16 protein-coding genes are annotated in these 17,762 nt (G+C 46.0%); 9 read left to right on the top strand and 7 right to left on the bottom strand.

Going from position 1 to position 17,762, the window contains the following annotated elements; all coding sequences use genetic code 11:
• Positions 1-104 precede the first annotated feature (104 nt).
• The 6 genes from tig (at position 105) to IE163_RS05350 (ending at position 8,534) form a co-directional block, all read left to right on the top strand.
• Positions 105-1,415: a trigger factor gene (tig, locus tag IE163_RS05375; protein WP_189431016.1), complete on the top strand. Its 1,311-nt coding sequence runs from the start codon at positions 105-107 to the stop codon at positions 1,413-1,415.
• A 136-nt stretch (positions 1,416-1,551) separates the two neighbouring features.
• On the top strand, positions 1,552-2,157 hold the full coding sequence (clpP, locus tag IE163_RS05370) for an ATP-dependent Clp endopeptidase proteolytic subunit ClpP (RefSeq protein WP_373297872.1): 606 nt from the start codon (positions 1,552-1,554) through the stop codon (positions 2,155-2,157).
• A 51-nt stretch (positions 2,158-2,208) separates the two neighbouring features.
• Positions 2,209-3,489 (top strand): ATP-dependent protease ATP-binding subunit ClpX, encoded by a 1,281-nt coding sequence (clpX, locus tag IE163_RS05365; RefSeq protein ID WP_189431013.1) that lies wholly within the window; start codon positions 2,209-2,211, stop codon positions 3,487-3,489.
• Between the two features lie 118 nt (positions 3,490-3,607).
• Positions 3,608-6,004: an endopeptidase La gene (gene lon, locus IE163_RS05360; RefSeq protein WP_189431010.1), complete on the top strand. Its 2,397-nt coding sequence runs from the start codon at positions 3,608-3,610 to the stop codon at positions 6,002-6,004.
• Positions 6,005-6,213: 209 nt separating this feature from the next.
• Positions 6,214-6,486: a nucleoid-associated protein HU-beta gene (hupB, locus tag IE163_RS05355; RefSeq protein WP_189431008.1), complete on the top strand. Its 273-nt coding sequence runs from the start codon at positions 6,214-6,216 to the stop codon at positions 6,484-6,486.
• Between the two features lie 140 nt (positions 6,487-6,626).
• Positions 6,627-8,534 carry a SurA N-terminal domain-containing protein gene (locus IE163_RS05350; RefSeq protein WP_189431005.1) on the top strand — a complete coding sequence of 636 codons (1,908 nt, stop codon included), beginning with the start codon at positions 6,627-6,629 and terminating at the stop codon, positions 8,532-8,534.
• Positions 8,535-8,617: 83 nt separating this feature from the next.
• On the opposite strand, the gene IE163_RS05345 is transcribed toward IE163_RS05350, so the two are convergent.
• The 7 genes from IE163_RS05345 to pspF are packed head-to-tail and all read right to left on the bottom strand — an operon-like array spanning position 8,618 to position 16,201.
• Positions 8,618-9,796, bottom strand: a complete 1,179-nt coding sequence (locus tag IE163_RS05345; protein ID WP_189431002.1) for a cellulose-binding protein — start codon at positions 9,794-9,796, stop codon at positions 8,618-8,620.
• Positions 9,797-9,853: 57 nt separating this feature from the next.
• Positions 9,854-10,615, bottom strand: a complete 762-nt coding sequence (locus IE163_RS05340) for an ATP-binding cassette domain-containing protein (protein WP_189430999.1) — start codon at positions 10,613-10,615, stop codon at positions 9,854-9,856.
• Complete coding sequence (locus IE163_RS05335; protein WP_189430996.1) at positions 10,612-11,607, bottom strand: peptide ABC transporter ATP-binding protein; 996 nt, start codon at positions 11,605-11,607, stop codon at positions 10,612-10,614. The genes IE163_RS05340 and IE163_RS05335 overlap by 4 nt, the downstream gene beginning before the upstream one ends.
• Positions 11,607-12,500 (bottom strand): ABC transporter permease subunit, encoded by an 894-nt coding sequence (locus tag IE163_RS05330; protein WP_189430994.1) that lies wholly within the window; start codon positions 12,498-12,500, stop codon positions 11,607-11,609. The genes IE163_RS05335 and IE163_RS05330 overlap by 1 nt, the downstream gene beginning before the upstream one ends.
• Position 12,501: 1 nt before the next feature.
• A complete protein-coding gene (locus IE163_RS05325) occupies positions 12,502-13,518 on the bottom strand; it encodes an ABC transporter permease (protein ID WP_189430993.1) in 1,017 nt (338 codons plus the stop codon).
• Positions 13,515-15,125 (bottom strand): ABC transporter substrate-binding protein, encoded by a 1,611-nt coding sequence (locus IE163_RS05320; RefSeq protein WP_189430991.1) that lies wholly within the window; start codon positions 15,123-15,125, stop codon positions 13,515-13,517. Before IE163_RS05320 ends, IE163_RS05325 begins: the two co-directional genes overlap by 4 nt.
• Positions 15,122-16,201: a phage shock protein operon transcriptional activator gene (gene pspF, locus IE163_RS05315; RefSeq protein ID WP_189430990.1), complete on the bottom strand. Its 1,080-nt coding sequence runs from the start codon at positions 16,199-16,201 to the stop codon at positions 15,122-15,124. The genes IE163_RS05320 and pspF overlap by 4 nt, the downstream gene beginning before the upstream one ends.
• Positions 16,202-16,387: 186 nt before the next feature.
• Here pspF and pspA point away from each other — a divergent pair, with 186 nt between their 5' ends.
• The 3 genes from pspA to pspC are packed head-to-tail and all read left to right on the top strand — an operon-like array spanning position 16,388 to position 17,746.
• A complete protein-coding gene (gene pspA / locus IE163_RS05310) occupies positions 16,388-17,068 on the top strand; it encodes a phage shock protein PspA (protein WP_189430988.1) in 681 nt (226 codons plus the stop codon).
• 32 nt (positions 17,069-17,100) lie between these two features.
• Positions 17,101-17,340, top strand: a complete 240-nt coding sequence (pspB, locus tag IE163_RS05305; RefSeq protein WP_189430986.1) for an envelope stress response membrane protein PspB — start codon at positions 17,101-17,103, stop codon at positions 17,338-17,340.
• Positions 17,330-17,746 carry an envelope stress response membrane protein PspC gene (gene pspC / locus IE163_RS05300; RefSeq protein WP_189430984.1) on the top strand — a complete coding sequence of 139 codons (417 nt, stop codon included), beginning with the start codon at positions 17,330-17,332 and terminating at the stop codon, positions 17,744-17,746. The genes pspB and pspC overlap by 11 nt, the downstream gene beginning before the upstream one ends.
• Positions 17,747-17,762 lie beyond the last annotated feature (16 nt).

Raw genomic sequence — 17,762 nt, 5'->3', positions numbered from 1 at the left:
GCGTCCAATTTATAACAGGTCAGGTTCATCTTAAGTTTGTCGACACCCGGCCATCACACTACGGCGTATTTAGAGGCGCCTGACATTGAATTTGAGGTAAAGCGATGCAAGTTTCTGTTGAAACCACCCAGGGTTTAGAGCGCCGTGTAAATATTACTGTGCCAGCTGCGAATATTGATTCAGAAGTAAAAAACCGTCTACGTGAACTGGCTAAGCGTCAGCGTATCGATGGTTTCCGTCCAGGCAAGGCGCCTATTTCAATTATCCAAAAACGTTTTGGCTTAGCGGTACTGCAAGAAGTTGCCTCTGAGCAAATGCAACGTTCTTTTTACGAAGCGATTATTGCTAACAAAATTACCCCAGCTGGCGCTCCTACTTTTGCACCAGGCGCGTTAGAAGCCGGTAAAGATCTAGCCTTTACTGCAACTTTCGAAGTATACCCAGAAGTGACCGTAGCCGCTCTTGACAAAGTTGAAGTGACTAAGCCAGTTGTTGAGATTTCAGAAGACGATCTGAACAAAATGTTAGATACACTGCGCAAGCAACATGCGAAATGGGAAGACAAAACTGCTGCTGCCGCTACTGGCGATCGTGTAACCATGGATTTTGTTGGTTCAATCGACGGCGAAGAGTTCGAAGGCGGTAAAGCCTCTAACTTTGTACTGGAATTAGGCCAGGGTCGGATGATCCCTGGTTTTGAAGAGGGCGTTATTGGCAAAGCTGCCGGTGAAGCCGCCACAGTAGAAGTAACTTTCCCAGAAGATTACCATGCAGAAAATTTAAAAGGCAAAGCGGCTAGCTTCGCGGTAACCGTAACTAAAGTTGAAGCTCAGGTGTTGCCAGAGTTAAATGATGAGTTTGCTGCCCTGTTTGGTTTAGCAGAAGCCTCTGTTGATGCTTTGAAGGCGGAAGTGCGCAAGAATATGGAGCGCGAGCTGAAGCAAACCATCAAAGGTAAAGTGAAAGAGCAAGTCATTAAAGGCTTATTAGCAACCAATGACGTTGAAGTACCTAAATCATTAATCGCCAGTGAAGTAGATGTACTGCGTCAGCAGGCTTTACAGCGTTTTGGTCAAAATGTAGATCCTAAGCAATTACCTGAATTGCCAGCAGCCTTATTTGAAGAACAAGCCAAAGACCGCGTGAAAGTCGGTTTATTATTAGGTGAAATCATCAAGACGAGTGAGCTGAAAGTTGACGAAGCTAAAGTACAAGAGCTGATTGATAACGTAGCTTCAGCATACGAAGATCCAGCTGAAGTAGTCCAGTACTACAAGTCAAATAAAGAGCTGTTGCAAAGCATGCGTAATGTGGCTTTAGAAGAGCAAGCCATTGAAGTTGTGTTAGCCTCGGCTAAGGTAACTGAGCAAACCGCAGCTTTTGATGAAATTATGAACCCAAAGGCCGCTAACTAAGATTGACTTCTTAGCGCGTGACGGTTTTAATGGCTCGGACATCTGTTCGGGCCATTTTATTTTCAGGTACCGTCTTTTCACCAGTATTTAAACCGCTACCGCAGAGGGATCCCAGATTATGCCAATGTCTCGCGACATGAATGACATCGTTAGTGCCTTAGTACCCATGGTTATTGAACAAACCGCTAAAGGCGAACGTTCTTATGATATCTATTCCCGCTTATTAAAAGAACGGGTGATTTTCTTGACGGGCCAGGTTGAAGACCATATGGCTAATTTGATCGTGGCACAATTATTATTCCTCGAATCGGAAAATCCAGAAAAAGACATCTATATTTATATTAACTCACCTGGCGGTTCTGTTACTGCTGGCTTATCGATATACGATACGATGCGTTATATCAAGCCTGATATCGCTACGGTATGTGTGGGGCAGGCGGCGAGTATGGGCGCTTTTTTATTATCAGGCGGCACCAAAGGTAAACGGTATTGTTTACCTAATGCCCGTGTGATGATTCACCAGCCGTTAGGTGGCTTTCAGGGGCAGGCCACAGATTTTGAAATCCATGCCCGTGAAATATTATATATTAAAGAAAAGCTTAACCGTTTAATGGCAGAGCACAGCGGCAAAAGTTACGAGCAAGTCTGTAAAGATACTGAGCGTGATAATTTCTTAAGTGCACAACAAGCCTTGGAATATGGCCTGGTAGATGCCATATTAACAAATAGAGACACAAAATAATTGAATCAGGCGGGCACTGAATGCCTGCCAAGCTAGAAAAGAGGTAGTTACATGTCTGATCACCGCACTGACGGCGATAAGAGCGGCAAATTACTGTATTGCTCTTTTTGTGGCAAATCACAGCATGAAGTGCGTAAGTTGATCGCAGGGCCACAAGTCTATATTTGTGATGAATGCGTTGACCTATGCAACGATATCATTCGCGAAGAAATTAAAGATATTTCACCTAAGCGTGACGCAGAAAAACTGCCTACGCCACGCGATATCCGCAAACATCTGGACGATTATGTTATCGGTCAGGAGCATGCCAAAAAAGTATTAGCAGTAGCGGTATATAATCACTATAAACGCTTGCGCAGCGCCCAGTTAAAGCAAGAGGTTGAATTGGGTAAAAGTAATATTTTGCTAATAGGCCCAACCGGTAGCGGTAAAACCTTACTGGCGGAAACCTTAGCCCGCTTGCTTGATGTGCCTTTTACCATGGCGGATGCCACTACCCTAACCGAAGCGGGTTATGTGGGTGAGGATGTCGAAAATATCATTCAGAAGCTACTGCAAAAATGTGATTACGATGTTGAGAAAGCACAGCGCGGTATCGTTTATATTGATGAGATAGATAAGATTTCCCGTAAGTCTGACAATCCGTCGATAACCCGCGATGTTTCAGGTGAAGGTGTGCAACAAGCGCTATTGAAGCTGATTGAAGGCACCGTCGCTTCGGTACCACCTCAGGGCGGGCGCAAGCATCCGCAGCAAGAGTTCTTACAGGTTGATACCTCGAAGATTCTGTTTATTTGTGGTGGCGCTTTTGCCGGTTTAGACAAAGTGATTGAGCAGCGTAGCGCCAAAGGCTCAGGTATCGGTTTTGGTGCCGAGGTTAAAAGCAAAGAGAGCAGCCGCAGTTTAAGCGAGTCTTTCCGTGATGTAGAACCGGAAGATTTAGTTAAGTACGGTCTTATCCCGGAGTTTATTGGCCGTTTGCCCGTGGTGGCGACCTTAACCGAGCTGGATTTGGATGCCTTAGTGCAAATTCTTAGTCAGCCGAAAAATGCGCTAAGCAAGCAATTTGCGGCCTTGTTTGAGATGGAGAACGTAGAGCTGGAGTTCCGCGAAGATGCGCTTAAAGCCATTGCGCAAAAAGCCATGGAGCGTAAAACCGGGGCTCGTGGTTTACGCTCTATAGTTGAAGGCGTATTATTGGATACAATGTACGAATTACCCTCAATGCAAGACGTCAGTAAAGTTGTTATTGATGAGACGGTGATCCGGGGCGAGAGCCAGCCCATATTAATCTATGAGAACAGTGAACCGGCTGTTGCTGAATCACATTAAGTTGCAAGACCAGAAGGAGCTGTAAAGCTCCTTTTTTACCAGATGAATTGAAGTTTTCAGAACAGCCCCCATATACTAATTATTGTCGCCTGCAGTAACTAAATTCGAGAGCAAATTAATGACCACAGAACACTCTGAACGTTTGCATATGCCCGTGCTGGCATTGCGAGACGTTGTTGTTTATCCGCACATGGTGATCCCACTTTTTGTTGGCCGGGCAAAGTCCATCAAATGCCTAGATGCGGCTATGGATAATGACAAACAAATATTTCTGGTAGCCCAAAAAGACGCTACCCTAGACGATCCAACAGAGCATGATCTGTATCGGATTGGTACTGTCGCGACCATTTTACAGTTACTCAAATTGCCTGATGGCACCGTGAAAGTACTGGTAGAGGGCGGCAGAAGAGCGCAATTAGCTGAATTTACTGAAACAGAAGACAGCTTCGCGGCTTATATCGATCCGGTGGCGACTCAGGATATTGATAGTCGTGAGCAAGAGGTGTTTTTACGCTCGGCAATTAACCAGTTTGAAGGCTATATCAAACTGAATAAAAAAATTCCGCCAGAGGTGCTAACGGCGTTAAGTGGTATCGATGATGGTGCCCGCTTGGCAGATACCATGGCAGCGCATATGCCCTTAAAGGTTGATGATAAACAAAAGGTATTAGAGCTCACCAATGTGACGGAACGGCTTGAATATCTGATGGCTATGATGGAAAGCGAAATCGATATTCTTCAGGTTGAACGTCGCATCCGTAGCCGGGTAAAAAAGCAGATGGAAAAAAGCCAGCGTGAGTATTATCTGAATGAGCAAATGAAAGCCATTCAGCGTGAACTTGGCGAACTGGAAGACGCACCGGATGAATTTGAAACGCTGTCTAAAAAAATTGCCGATGCCAAAATGCCAGCTGATGCGGAGAAAAAAGCCAGGGCAGAGTTACAAAAATTGAAGATGATGTCGCCAATGTCAGCAGAAGCGACCGTAGTGCGTAGCTACATCGATTGGTTAACGCAGGTGCCATGGCAAACACGTTCCAAAATAAAGAGAAATCTGGCGGCAGCTGAGCAGATCCTTAATGCGGATCATTACGGTCTTGATAAAGTTAAAGAGCGTATCATTGAGTATTTGGCAGTACAGCAGCGGGTAAATAAATTAAAAGGGCCTATCCTGTGTTTGGTAGGGCCACCGGGCGTGGGTAAAACTTCGCTAGGGCAGTCTGTTGCTAAAGCAACAGGCCGCAAATATGTGCGCATGGCATTGGGTGGCGTGCGTGATGAAGCCGAGATCCGTGGTCATCGTCGCACTTATATCGGTTCTATGCCGGGTAAAATTATCCAGAAGATGGCTAAAGTAGGGGTGCGTAACCCGCTTTTCTTGCTGGATGAAATTGATAAGATGGCGTCGGATTTCCGTGGTGATCCTGCCGCAGCCTTACTGGAAGTATTAGATCCAGAGCAAAATGCCGCCTTTAGTGATCACTATCTGGAAGTGGATTACGATCTGTCTGATGTGATGTTTTTCGCCACCTCGAATAGTTTAAATATTCCAGCTGCTTTGTTAGATCGGATGGAAGTTATTCGCTTATCGGGCTATACCGAAGATGAAAAACTTAATATCGCTAAACAACATCTGATTCAAAAGCAAGTAAGCCGTAATGGTTTAAAACCATCGGAAGTGGTTATCGAAGACAGTGCCGTAGTGGGTATCATCCGCTACTACACCCGGGAAGCGGGGGTGCGCAGTTTAGAGCGAGAGATCTCGAAGTTGTGTCGTAAAGCGGTAAAACAAATACTGCTGACTAAAGATCTGAAGCAGGTTGTGATTAATGAGCAGAATCTGGAAGAATTTTTAGGTGTACATCGTTACGATTACGGTAAGGCAGAAGACAGCAACCGTATTGGTCAGGTTACTGGCCTTGCCTGGACCGAAGTGGGCGGTGACTTACTGACCATTGAAGCCGCAGCGGTAGTGGGGAAAGGTAAACTGACTTACACCGGTTCACTGGGCGATGTCATGAAAGAATCGATTCAGGCGGCCATGACAGTGGTACGGAGCCGTGCCGAAGCCTTACGGATTAACGAAGACTTTTACGAGAAGCGTGATATCCACGTGCATGTGCCGGAAGGTGCTACGCCAAAAGATGGCCCCAGTGCCGGTATTGGCATGGTTACCGCCCTTGTTTCTAGCTTAACAGGTAATCCTGTGCGGGCTGACGTGGCAATGACCGGGGAAATTACCTTACGCGGTGAAGTGCTGCCGATTGGCGGTTTAAAAGAGAAGCTACTGGCTGCGCATCGAGGTGGTATAAAACGTGTTTTAATACCGCACGATAACATTCGGGATTTAAAAGAGATCCCAGATAACGTGAAAGATGCGCTGGAAATAAAAGCCGTAAAATGGATTGATGAGGTGCTTGAATTGGCGTTGCAAGAGCCAATAGCGCGGGTAACCCCCTTAAATACGGTAAAAAATGCAGCAAAAAGCAAAAAAACCGAAAAAAATCCGGCTTAGGGGCTTTTCATTCGCGGTAGCTGTGCTAAGTTATGGACAGTTTCGGCCAAGCCCTTGTGTAGCAAGGGCTGCGGTCAAAGCCAAAATTATTAGTTTTCGCGTTTCTGCTGCTTGCAAGTGAGTTCGTTGCTTGTTATAACAAGCGGGCAACTACTAAAACTAATAGCTTGCCGTTGTAGAAAATAATAACAATTGAAGGGGATGATATTGTGAACAAGTCTCAACTAATCGACAAAATTGCTGCGAATGCAGATATTTCTAAGGCCGCAGCAGGTCGTGCTTTAGACGCGTTCATCGACGCTGTTACCGAAGCTCTAAAGGAAGGCGACTCAGTAGCTTTAGTTGGTTTTGGCACTTACGCAGTACGTGAGCGTGCTGCTCGTACTGGCCGTAACCCACAAACTGGCGCTACTATTCAAATCGCTTCTGCGAAAATTCCTTCTTTCAAGCCAGGTAAGGCGTTAAAAGACGCTGTAAACTAACAGAATCCTTACCGGCGCGCCGGGCAGGATCCTTAAGCCAGCAGACAATGCCAAGGCTTCTATAAAAAGGGCGCATCTGTTAAGATGCGCTTTTTTTTTAACACAACTTTTGTGTCACTGATAACAGAGAAAGAGCAAAGATGTTAGAACGAATCAGAGAAGGCTCGCAGGGACTTACCGCCAAAATTATTCTTGGCTTAGTGATCCTGACATTCGCCCTGGCTGGTGTTGGTAGCTATCTTAGCACGCCAACAGAAGCCGTAGTGGCAGTAGTAAATGGAGAAGAGATTAGCCAGGCTAGTTATGATCAGGCATTACAACGTGAACGTGCGCGTATGCAAGAGCAGTTTGGCGAGATGTACGACACACTAGCCGCTGATCCTGCCTATATGGCGGGCTTTCGTAGCGATGTGCTGGAGCGTTTGATTGATGATACGCTGCAAAAGCAGTTTGCCAAACAATTAGGGTTACGGGTAGGCGATGAGCAAGTACGCATCGCGGTAACCAGTTTACCTGATTTCCAGATTGACGGTGTTTTTAATACCGAACGTTTTAATGCTTTATTACGACAAGCAGGCTATCAACCCGCAGCATTTCGGGAAATGGTACGTGAAGATCTGGCAACCTCACAATTGATGCAAGGTTTAATTGGTAGTGAATTTGGTTTAGCATCAGAGATCAATTCCTTGCTTGCGCTACAACAACAAATCCGTGATTTACAGTATTTCACCATACCAGCAGCACGTTTTGCTGATGCAATTGAAATTACTGAAGATAAGCTACAAGCCTACTATCAGCAAAATATCGAACGCTTTATGACACCAGAGCGAGTTGCGGCTGAATATGTAGAGCTGTCTGCTGCTGCTTTAGCCGAAGATATCGAAGTAACAGAGCAGCAAATTGCGGATTATTACGAAGCTAACAAGGCACGCTTTGGCAGTACTGAGCGTCGTGAAGTTGCGCACATTATGTTAGAGAGCGAACAGGATGATGCTGAGGTAGCGGCTAAAGCTGGCGCGTTATTAACTGAGCTGCAAAATGGCGCCGATTTTGCTGAATTAGCCAAAACGCATTCGGCAGACACCTTCTCTGCTGAAAACGGTGGTGCTTTAGGGCAACTGGTTGCTGGTCAAATTGATCCAACATTTGAAGCTGCAGCCTTTGCATTGACTGAGCAGGGACAATTATCGGCAGTAGTAAGAAGTGAGTTTGGTTATCACATTATCAAACTTACTGCCTTTGAGCCTGCTGTCACGCGCGCCTTAAACGAGGTTTCCGCTGAGATTGCGAGCATACTACGTGCCGAACAGGCTACGGCATTGTTTTATGATTTGCAGCAGCGTTTAGCACAAGTTGCTTTTGAGCAACCAGATAATCTGGATGAGGCTGCTGATGTTATTGGTGCTAAAATTCAGAGTACTGAGTTATTCAGTCGCATAGAAGCTATTGGTACCCTGGCACAACCTGCAATTTTAAATCGCTTGTTCGAGCCCCGTTTTATCGCCGAGCGCCTAAACAGTGATGTATTGGAATTAGCACGTGAGCACGTAGTAGTGGTTCGGGTGAAGGAGCATGTACCGGCGCGGACGCAACAGTTAACTGAAGTGATTGAGCAAGTCACCGCCGCTGTGCGTCAGGAAGCCTTGGCTCAGCAAGCAAAAGCCTTTGCTACAGAGTTATTAGCGCAAGGTACCGATCTGGCTCTAATGGCAGAGAAAGCCGAAGCTGAAGTCGTAGTTAGCACGGCAACGCCGCGTTTCGGTGGCAGTTTAGCCGCTGAGGTTCGAGCTAAAGCCTTCGCTATGCCAAAACCTGCTGAAGGGCAGAGTAGCTTGGACTCAGTGCAATTGAGCAACGGTGATGTGGTGATTGTAGCTCTGGATGCGGTTACCGCAGCAGAGATCACAAGCGTACCTGATGCTGGGCAACTTGAGGCTATCTCCCGTCAGCAAGCAGAGCAGCATTATCAGGCGCTACTAGCCAACTTAAAGTCTCAGGCTAAAATAAGCCGTAAATTACGAAGCACGGTGGCCGCTGACGACTTTTAATACTGTTACTGATTGACGTAACTAATTGCTATATTAAATGCTAAGGGAGCCAATAGGCTCCCTTAGCTTTAGCGGCATTGTCATTAAAGGCAGCGACCATTACCGTCACTAAGCTGACATTGTTGTAAGGTTAGCTCCACATCGATACCTAAGATTAATACACCGATATGTTGCTCGCTGACGTCTTTAATTGGGATACTTAAATGAACCAAAAAGCGCTGAGTTGAGGCATCAAAACTTACTTCGTCAAACACATAATCAAGTTTGCTTTGATAAAGATCTTGGAATTTCGCTTCATCCCCTTGCCAAAAATCTGAGGTGAGTTCACTTATCGCCACATTACGACCTTGTTGATCTGTTAGCATAATCTCAGCTATCTGGCCATTAAACTGCTGTTGCCAGTGTTGCAGGTATTGAGATAGCTCGGTTTGTAGCATGGCTTCAGCTAATCCTGAGATCTGTAAATTGAGCTCTTGTATCCATTGCTGATCATACTGCACTATTTGTTTTTCTGGCCATTGTTGCTGATTGGCTTGCGCTAGTGCACTCTGTATCTTACTTTGTTTTGCTAATGCCAAAGCCTGATGTAAAACGTGATGCACAATGGTGGTTTGCTCACTCGCCGACAAGGTAAAAGGTGTTTGCGAACAGAGGGGAATAGCCTGATTAAACTGCGCTAAAAAGTCTGGATATTGTTGAAGATAAGCGGTCGAAAAATATACCCCTAAAGGTACATACCGAAAGAACTCACTTGCGATTTCGCTAGGGTCTAACTCTACCCGTTTCGCTGTTTCTTCAAAGGCCTCTAAATCCATCAGAATACTGTCGACTCTTTTGCGCTTGAGTAATAGCACCAGCTCTTCTGCGCTATTAACTTCAACCGTTGGCGTGATGCCGATGCTTTCAAACCATTTTGCTTGATGACTGCCGCGGATCACGCCATGTTGTCGCTCAGCTCTATCTAAAGCTGTGGCAGCCTGTGGCTCGAACCAATACCAGTTTTCCAGATAAAGTGGCGCTGATAATTGGCCAAAGGGCGCCATTTCACTGAGTAATATCGCTGTATAATAGCCATCTATCCGACGCAGACGCAGCTCTTGTCTGGCGCGTAGCCAAGGTAAAGAGATAAGCTCATAGGGATGTTTTAATTTTTGTAAAATACACTTCACTTGCTGATTAGCAGAGTTATTTAACTCTTTTGGTACATTGGTACCTAATTGCATTGGTGTACTCAGGGCAATTAAAAGGGTGGGTATTAGCATCAGCGTTCTTATCTAGTCAGACACTATACTCAGTATAGCAGGCGTTATCCATCCATGTTAAAAAGCACTGTTGATCAGTTTTTTGGTATAGTCATGTGTCGGGTTAGCGAAAACGTCTGTGGTAAGGCCACTATCTGCCATGCCGCCTTGATACAGTACCAGCATTTCGTCACTGATATGGCGAACTAGTTGTAAGTTATTGGTAATTAACAGGTAGGCTAAGCCTTCTTTATGCTGTAACTCCAGTAAAAGGTTAACAATTTGCGCTCTTAGCGAAGGGTCTAGCGCCGTTAAGGCTTCATCCAGAATCAGCAATTTCGGGTCCAGTATTAAGGCTCTGGCTAACGCGACCCGTTGTAGCTGGCCACCAGAAAACATATGTGGATAGTACTCGGCATGCTCATCCAGTAACCCCAGCTGTTTTAAGGTTTTCCGAATTTTTATCCGGCGTTGCTCAATGTCCAGAATGGTACTAAACCGAAGTACATCTTCTAACATTTGCCCGACTTTTTGTAGCGGATTAAGCGAGCGACCGGCATCTTGAAAGATAAAACGGATGACATGGTTATATTTTTTATAGTTACTGATCTCCACCGGTTGGCCTGATAAACGGATCTCTCCACTATCCGGTTTTTCGATACCAACCAGCAGTTTAGCCAGCGTACTTTTCCCTGAACCCGTTTCGCCGACAATAGCCAGCGTTTTAGCGGTATGTAAGGTAAAACTGATGTTTTGTAAAGCGATGATCTTTTTCCGTGTTAAACCACGTTGTTTAAAATAGCTCTTACTCAGCTCTGTCACTTCCAGTAGCGCGCTCATGTATCATCTCGGGATAGTAAAGGAAAATGGCAACTATAATAATGGTTTTGCAACCGATCTAAGATTGGGGTTTTAACACACTCTTTGCGGGCGTTGGGGCAGCGGGGACCCAATCTACAGCCTATTGGCAAATGTTGTAAAGTAGGGATACTGCCGGGAAGGGCATAGAGTGGCGTTTTTGGTGGCAATTCGGGCTGAAATTCTGGCACACTTTTAATCAGTGCATGGGTATAAGGATGGAAAGGGTGCTTTAGCATCGCCGTTGTGTCACCACTTTCAACCAGTTGACCACAGTACAATACGCTTAAATTTTGGGTATAGCGCGCTACACTTTCTAACTCATGGCTGATTAGTAGCACGGCCATGCCTTTTAACTGATTAAAGCTGGCTAACAGGCGAAACAGCTGAGCTTGCGTGGTGCTTTCTAAGGCGGTAGTGGGTTCATCAGCAATCAGTAGCTTGGGATTTTTGGCAATGGCCATGGCAATCATCACTTTCTGACAAATGCCCTCAGATAACTGATACGGATAACTTTGCATAATATTTTGATGATCACGAATACCGACTTTATGCAGCAAGGCGATGGCTTTTTTCTTTCTTAAAAAAGGCTTTTGCCACCAGTGCCCTTCCAGCAGATGATTGGGGATAGCTTCTTCTAATTGCTCACCAACTTCTGCAGTGGGATCTAAGCTTCGACTTGGCTCCTGATAAATCATGGCGATGTCGCGGCCAATAATTTTGCGGCGCTGCTCTGTACTGACTTGCAGCATATCCTGGCCCATCCAGCTAAAGCGATCGGCAGTAATGCGCCAGCGCCGGTTTAATACGCCAACAATAGCTTTAGCAATTAAGCTTTTCCCTGAGCCGGATTCACCCACTAAACCGCGGGTTTCCCCTTCGCGTAAGCTTAAACTGACCCGATCGACGGCCCTAATTAAGCCTTCAGGCGTTTCCAGCTCAATAGTCAGATTTTTAATATCCAGCAGTAACATTAGCTTTCCCGCCGTTTTTGAATGGCGACTTTCAGGCCATCACCGAGTAAATTAACTGACAACACCGCAGCAAAAATAAGTAAGCCGGGCACGGCGACGCTAACGGGCGCGACATAAATGATATCCAGTGAATCGCTAATCATCGCTCCCCATTCTGCGGTTGGAGCTTGCGCACCTAAGCCTAAAAAACCTAAGGCGGCGATATCCAAAATGGCGGTGGATAACGCCATGCTGCTCATTACGGTAATTTTTTCCCAGATATTGGGGATGATCAGCCGGGTTAGTACCTGCCAGTTATTCGCACCATCTAGGCGATAAGCGGTAACATAATCTTGTTTTAGCTGCTCGGCGATGGCATTACGAATACCATGCACAAACTGCGGCAATAACGCCAGAATCACCGCCCAGGCGGTATTTTCCAGTCCTGGTCCTAAGATAGCAACGATAATAATAGCCAGCAGCAATGAGGGAATAGTTAAGATGAGATCAAGTAAATGATTAAAAAAGCTTGATTTTACCCCTCTGCTCATCCCTGCAAGAGCACCCAGTGCCAGGCCAGCTAGCAAGCTGGCTAAAACCGTTAATAACGCCAGACCGAAAGTATAGGTGCTGCCCTTTAACATACGCGACAATAGATCGCGACCAAGATCGTCTGTACCAAAAGGATACTGTACCAGGCCTTGTTCTGACCAGGACGGAGGCAGTAGCAGCAAACTGTCATTCTGCAAATAAGGATCATGAGGGGTAATCAGTGGTGCCAATAAACTTAACAGCAAGAAACTGCTAAACAGCACCAAACCAAATAGGGCACTGTGCTGCCGGGCAAATTCACGCCACAATTGCGCCAGTGGTGAGCGATTATTCTCTTCAAGGTAAAGCCGGAACTTTGCCATGTTAATACTTCCTGGCCAGCGGATTAAACAGCGTGTGTAAGATTTCGGTGAGCATATTAATGGTAATCACCAAGGTAGAGATAATCATCAGCCCAGCCTGTATTGCCGGGAAGTTTCGCTGATAAATACTGTCAATCAGCCAGCGACCAATACCTGGCCAGGAAAAAATAACCTCAGTCAGCATAGCCAGGGTAATCAAGGCACTAAATTGTAGACCGATTTGTCGGATCACCGGTAGCAGGGCATTACGCAGACCATGCCGGTACAGCACCTGTACCCGATTTAACCCTTTGGCTTTAGCGGTTTTAATGTAATTTTGCTCCCACACATCCAGCATGGCGTCACGCACGAAGCGGATCATCACGGTAGTCGGGTAGGTTGCCAGTACTAAGGTAGGCAGTGTCAGATGTCGGAGAGCGTCCCATAACGCAGCGTGCTGGTAACTGACATCGGATAATAAAATGTCCAATAACATAAAACCGGTAATGGTCGGAACTTCGTAGAGCACACCGAGACGGCCGCCGGATGGTAGCCAACCTAGGGTAACCGAGAAAAACATAATCAGCAGTAAAGCCCACCAGAAAATGGGTAACGAATAACCCACCAGAGCGATACCCGAAATACTTTTACCGATAGTACCTTCTGGCTTTATCGCAGCCAAAATGCCCAAAGGTACACCCAGCATAAAAGACAACAGTAGCGCGTATGCGGTGAGTTCCAGTGTGGCAGGCAATACTTGCCAGATCTCTTTTAATAAAGGTTGCTGACTGGCAAAAGATAAGCCCCAATCGCCTTGTAAAATACGGCCTAAAAATGCCAGATACTGGGCACTGTAGGGTTGATCTAATCGATACTGCAGAATTAACTGTTCGCGCAGCGTACTGTCGATGTAGCGCATGCCGCTAAAATTTTGCAGTGGGTCACCAGGAAATAAATAGCCTAAGCTAAATGCAAAAACGCTAAGACCAAATAATACGGTTCCGAGCAAAAATAGGCGACGTAGCAAAAATACTATCATGGTGTCACCCGCCTGGCACCAAACAGGGCTATACCACCGTAAGGGTTGATGCTAACGCCTTCCACATTCGCATTAATAGCCTGAAAACGTTGTGAATGTGCTAGGGCAACTAAGGGTTTCGCTGCGTGCAAATATCGCTGTGCAGCGAGATAGTACGCCCGACGTTGCTGTTGGTCGTCGGTGCTAAGCGCTTGGTGTAACAATTGATCGAACACCGGATCGCACCAATGGGCCCTGTTGCTGCCGCTGTCAGCGGCAGCACAGCTGAGTAAAGGTCGAAAAAAGTTATCCGGATCGGCATTATCAGCTGCCCAGCCAATGAGTACCGAGTCATGCTCGCCTTCGGATAATTTGCGGCGAAAGGTGTTCCATTCATAACTGATGATATTTGCCGTGACGCCGATTTGTGCCAGATCGGCTTGTATCAATTCAGCCATTTTGAGTGCATTCGGGTTATACAAACGCTGCACCGGCATCGCCCAGATATCCATAATAAAGCCCTGGCTTAAGCCCGCTTCGGCCAGTAAGGCTCTTGCTTGCTGTGGGTTATATTCGGCGTTAGGCAGCTCGGCATCAAAGGCCCAAGACGTAGGGGGTAATACCCCTTTCGCTGCAGTGGCCTGATTAAAATACACGGCTTGTAGGATTGCATTTTGATTAATGGCCAGCGCTAATGCCTGCCGCACTTTTATCTGATCAAAAGGTGGTTTTTGGGTATTAAAGGCCCAGAAGCCTACGTTCATACTGGTACTTTCTTGTACCTTAACATCGGGGCGTTCAGTGATCAGTGATAACTCTGCCAAACGGGGAAAAGCTACAATATCACATTCGTGCGTGAGCAACTTTGCCATTCGTCTGGCATTATTTGGCACTATATCAAACACTAATTGCTCCATAGCTGCCTGGCCCTGCCAATAGTGATTGTGGCGATATAAACGCACCAACACATCTTTTTGATATTCTTTAAAACGAAATGGCCCCGTGCCAATAGGGCGGCTATCTAACCATTGTGGTTGGCCCTCAGTGAGCATAGCCGCGCCGTATTCTGCCGATAAGATGGCGGCAAAGTCAGTAGCCAGGTTAGCTAAAAAAGAGCTGTCAGGCCGGCTTAATTGAAAACGTACCTGGTAAGGAGAACTGGCACTGACACTTTCTACCAGACTCGCCCAATCCACACTCTGAAAGTAGGGGTAAATACCGCCACCCAAAAAGTGATACGGATGGGTTGGATCCATAATGCGGTTAAAGGTAAAAACCACATCTTCAGCATTAAAGGGCCGGCTTGGAGTAAAGTAGCTGGTATGATGAAAAGCGACATCCTGCCGCAAATTAAAGTCATACGTTAAGCCATCAGTAGAACGTTGCCAGGAAATCGCCAGGCCCGGCAGTAAGTCGCCATTTCGCGCATCGATATCGAGCAACCGATCATAAAGTTGCTGACTGACAATATCGATAGTGGTGCCGGAGGTTACCCGTTGTGGGTTAAAACTTTCCGGAGCCCCCTCTGCACAGTAGACCAGGCCTGAACGAATGTTTTCCGGTAATTCTTGCTGGCAGGCACAGAGCAGCAACAGCGTGGCGGCCGCGATAAAGCACTTTTTTTTCACTGTTGACTGTCCAGTAATTGATATTTTTTCATATAGCCCCGCAACTGATGGTAGGTTAATCCTAACATATCAGCGGTTTTTTTCTGATTATACTGGCTAGCGGCTAGTGCTTGCTTGATTAAATTAATTTCAAAGTCTTGTGATAAAATTTTAAAGTCTAATGGTTGGCTAAAATCGAGCGTATTTTGTGTTGTACTACTGGCAGTAATGCTAACGGGGGCCGCAGCCATCACTTCGGGAATACTCGTTGCTGGCAGCGGTTTTGCCTGAGTTCGTATCCGTTTCTGCGGACGAAATGCCGATTCAAAAGGATCTAGCTGGATATGGTGGACAGGTACATAGGCGTTGTTATTTCGATAAACGGCACGCTCTACCACGTTTTTTAGTTCGCGGACGTTACCAGGCCAGTCGTGATCGAGTAGAGTGCGCTTAGCTCGCTCGGTAAAGCCACTAAATAATTCTAGCCCTAACTCCCGCGCCATATTAACCGCAAAGTGATCTGCCAGCTGTAAGATGTCTTCCCTACGCTCGCGCATGGGAGGCAGCGTAATCACATCAAACGCCAAGCGGTCTAAAAGATCGGCACGAAACTCGCCTTGCTCTGCCATCGATGGCAAATCTTCATTGGTTGCACAAATTAACCGCACATCGACCCGGATGGGTCTGCTACCACCAACTCGCTCAAACTCACCATACTCGATAACGCGTAATAACTTTTCTTGCACCATGGCCGGGGTATTTGCTAACTCATCCAGAAAAAGCGTGCCGCCACTAGCGCGTTCAAAGCGGCCTTCATGTCGCTTGCTGGCGCCGGTGAAAGCCCCAGCTTCATGCCCAAACAGCTCACTCTCCAAAAGGTTCTCGTTTAAAGCGGCGCAATTTAGCGTTTGGTATTGCTGATCCCAACGTTTTGATAAAAAATGCAGTCGAGCAGCAATCAACTCTTTACCAGTGCCCCGTTCACCAATTATCAGCACCGGCTTGTCCAGTGGTGCCAGTTGTGACACCTGGTCCAGTACATTCAAAAAGCTGTTGGCTTGGCCAATAAGGTTATCTTGCTGATACTTTCGATTCATAGCGGCTACAAGTTAGTGAAATTAGCTAATTAATAGTGTATTTCATAATCGCGTTGGGCAACAGTGAAATTTTAAAATAAATAAAAGCAATTAAAATCATAGCCTTAAAATATAAAAACAAGTTGGCAAGAAACCTGAATAACATTAAGTGTCTATGACATTCATACCAACAAAGAGGTAACTATTATGGGTATTTTTTCACGCTTTTCCGACATCGTGAACTCCAATCTGAATGCTTTGCTGGATAAGGCCGAAGATCCGGAAAAAATGGTCCGCCTGATTATTCAGGAAATGGAGGATACATTAGTTGAGGTGCGTTCTTCTTCGGCTAAGACGATTGCGGAGAAAAAAGAATTACAACGGCTGGTTAGCCGTCTGGAAGAGGAAACCGCCGATTGGCAGGCCAAGGCTGAGCTGGCATTATCTAAAGAGCGCGACGATCTGGCACGTGCCGCCTTAATTGAACGGCAAAAAGCCGCCGATCAGGCTGCCGCTGTAAATCGTGATATTGCCAATTTAGATGAGCATATCAGTAAATTACAGGATGAAGTGGGGCAGTTGCAGGAAAAACTGGCGGATGCCAAAGCTCGGCAAAAGAGTATGTTGATGCGTCAGCAAACTGTTGCTAGCCGCTTAGAGGTAAAGAAAACATTGGATAGCAATCGCATTAATGATGCTATGTACAAGTTTGAGCGCTACGAGCAAAAGATTGATTCTTTAGAAGCGCAGGTAGAAGCTTATGATTTAGGTAAGAAAAGCCTAAAAGATGAGTTTGCTGAATTAGCAGCACAAGATAAGATTGATAACGAACTGGCGGCGTTAAAAGCCAAAATGAGCAACCAGAATAATCAGAAAAAAGACGCCTGAGTAGGGCGTCTTTACTAAGCAAGGACTAACCGATGGATATTCATGAGATTATTTTTGTGCCATTGATTTTGTTTATGATCTTTGTAGCACCGCTATGGGTGATTATGCATTACCGTAGTAAAAATAAGATCAAACAAGGTTTAAGCGACAGTGAGCTGAACCAGTTAAACGAGCTAACGCTCAAAGCTGAAAAAATGGCGGAAAGAATTAAAACGCTTGAAGCTATTTTAGATGCCGATAGTCCAAGATGGAGAACTCAGCATGATAAGTAAAAAACGCGAGCTACTCAGAGACGATGAAAATGGCAAAATTGCCGGGGTCTGTGCCGGTATCGCCGATTACTTTGGTTGGGAGCTATGGTTAGTGCGGATTATCACTGTATCAGCTTTTTTTCTCGGCGGTAGTGGTATCATCTTTGTGCTTTATATTGCTGCCTGGGTGGTACTGGAAAAAAAGTCTAAAGCGGCGAAACATCTCGCCGCCGGAAGCAGTGCTACCGCCTATGCCGATAGGCCGGTAGAGCTAAAAACCCGGGTTTGGCAACGCGGTGAATCACCGAAACAGGCATTGCAGCATTTAAATCACCAGTTTAACAGTATGGAATTAAAGCTACGTGATATGGAACGGCATGTTACCTCAAATCGTTTTCAGCTAAATCGCGAATTTAACAACCTGTAAAATTGGCAACCTTGTT

This window comes from Alishewanella longhuensis (genome assembly GCF_014653435.1).
Classification (GTDB): domain Bacteria; phylum Pseudomonadota; class Gammaproteobacteria; order Enterobacterales; family Alteromonadaceae; genus Alishewanella; species Alishewanella longhuensis.
The sequence above is the reverse complement of the archived record's forward strand: the minus strand, read 5'-3'. Positions and strand labels throughout refer to the sequence as shown.

Excerpts from the sequence above, each read along its gene's own strand:
- tig (WP_189431016.1), top strand. The coding sequence starts at position 105 with ATGCAAGTTTCTGTTGAAACCACCCAGGGTTTAGAGCGCCGTGTAAAT.
- clpP (WP_373297872.1), top strand. The coding sequence starts at position 1,552 with ATGAATGACATCGTTAGTGCCTTAGTACCCATGGTTATTGAACAAACC.
- clpX (WP_189431013.1), top strand. The coding sequence starts at position 2,209 with ATGTCTGATCACCGCACTGACGGCGATAAGAGCGGCAAATTACTGTAT.
- lon (WP_189431010.1), top strand. The coding sequence starts at position 3,608 with ATGACCACAGAACACTCTGAACGTTTGCATATGCCCGTGCTGGCATTG.
- IE163_RS05350 (WP_189431005.1), top strand. The coding sequence starts at position 6,627 with ATGTTAGAACGAATCAGAGAAGGCTCGCAGGGACTTACCGCCAAAATT.
- IE163_RS05345 (WP_189431002.1), bottom strand. The coding sequence starts at position 9,796 with ATGCTAATACCCACCCTTTTAATTGCCCTGAGTACACCAATGCAATTA.
- IE163_RS05340 (WP_189430999.1), bottom strand. The coding sequence starts at position 10,615 with ATGAGCGCGCTACTGGAAGTGACAGAGCTGAGTAAGAGCTATTTTAAA.
- IE163_RS05335 (WP_189430996.1), bottom strand. The coding sequence starts at position 11,607 with ATGTTACTGCTGGATATTAAAAATCTGACTATTGAGCTGGAAACGCCT.
- IE163_RS05330 (WP_189430994.1), bottom strand. The coding sequence starts at position 12,500 with ATGGCAAAGTTCCGGCTTTACCTTGAAGAGAATAATCGCTCACCACTG.
- IE163_RS05325 (WP_189430993.1), bottom strand. The coding sequence starts at position 13,518 with ATGATAGTATTTTTGCTACGTCGCCTATTTTTGCTCGGAACCGTATTA.
- pspF (WP_189430990.1), bottom strand. The coding sequence starts at position 16,201 with ATGAATCGAAAGTATCAGCAAGATAACCTTATTGGCCAAGCCAACAGC.
- pspA (WP_189430988.1), top strand. The coding sequence starts at position 16,388 with ATGGGTATTTTTTCACGCTTTTCCGACATCGTGAACTCCAATCTGAAT.
- pspB (WP_189430986.1), top strand. The coding sequence starts at position 17,101 with ATGGATATTCATGAGATTATTTTTGTGCCATTGATTTTGTTTATGATC.
- pspC (WP_189430984.1), top strand. The coding sequence starts at position 17,330 with ATGATAAGTAAAAAACGCGAGCTACTCAGAGACGATGAAAATGGCAAA.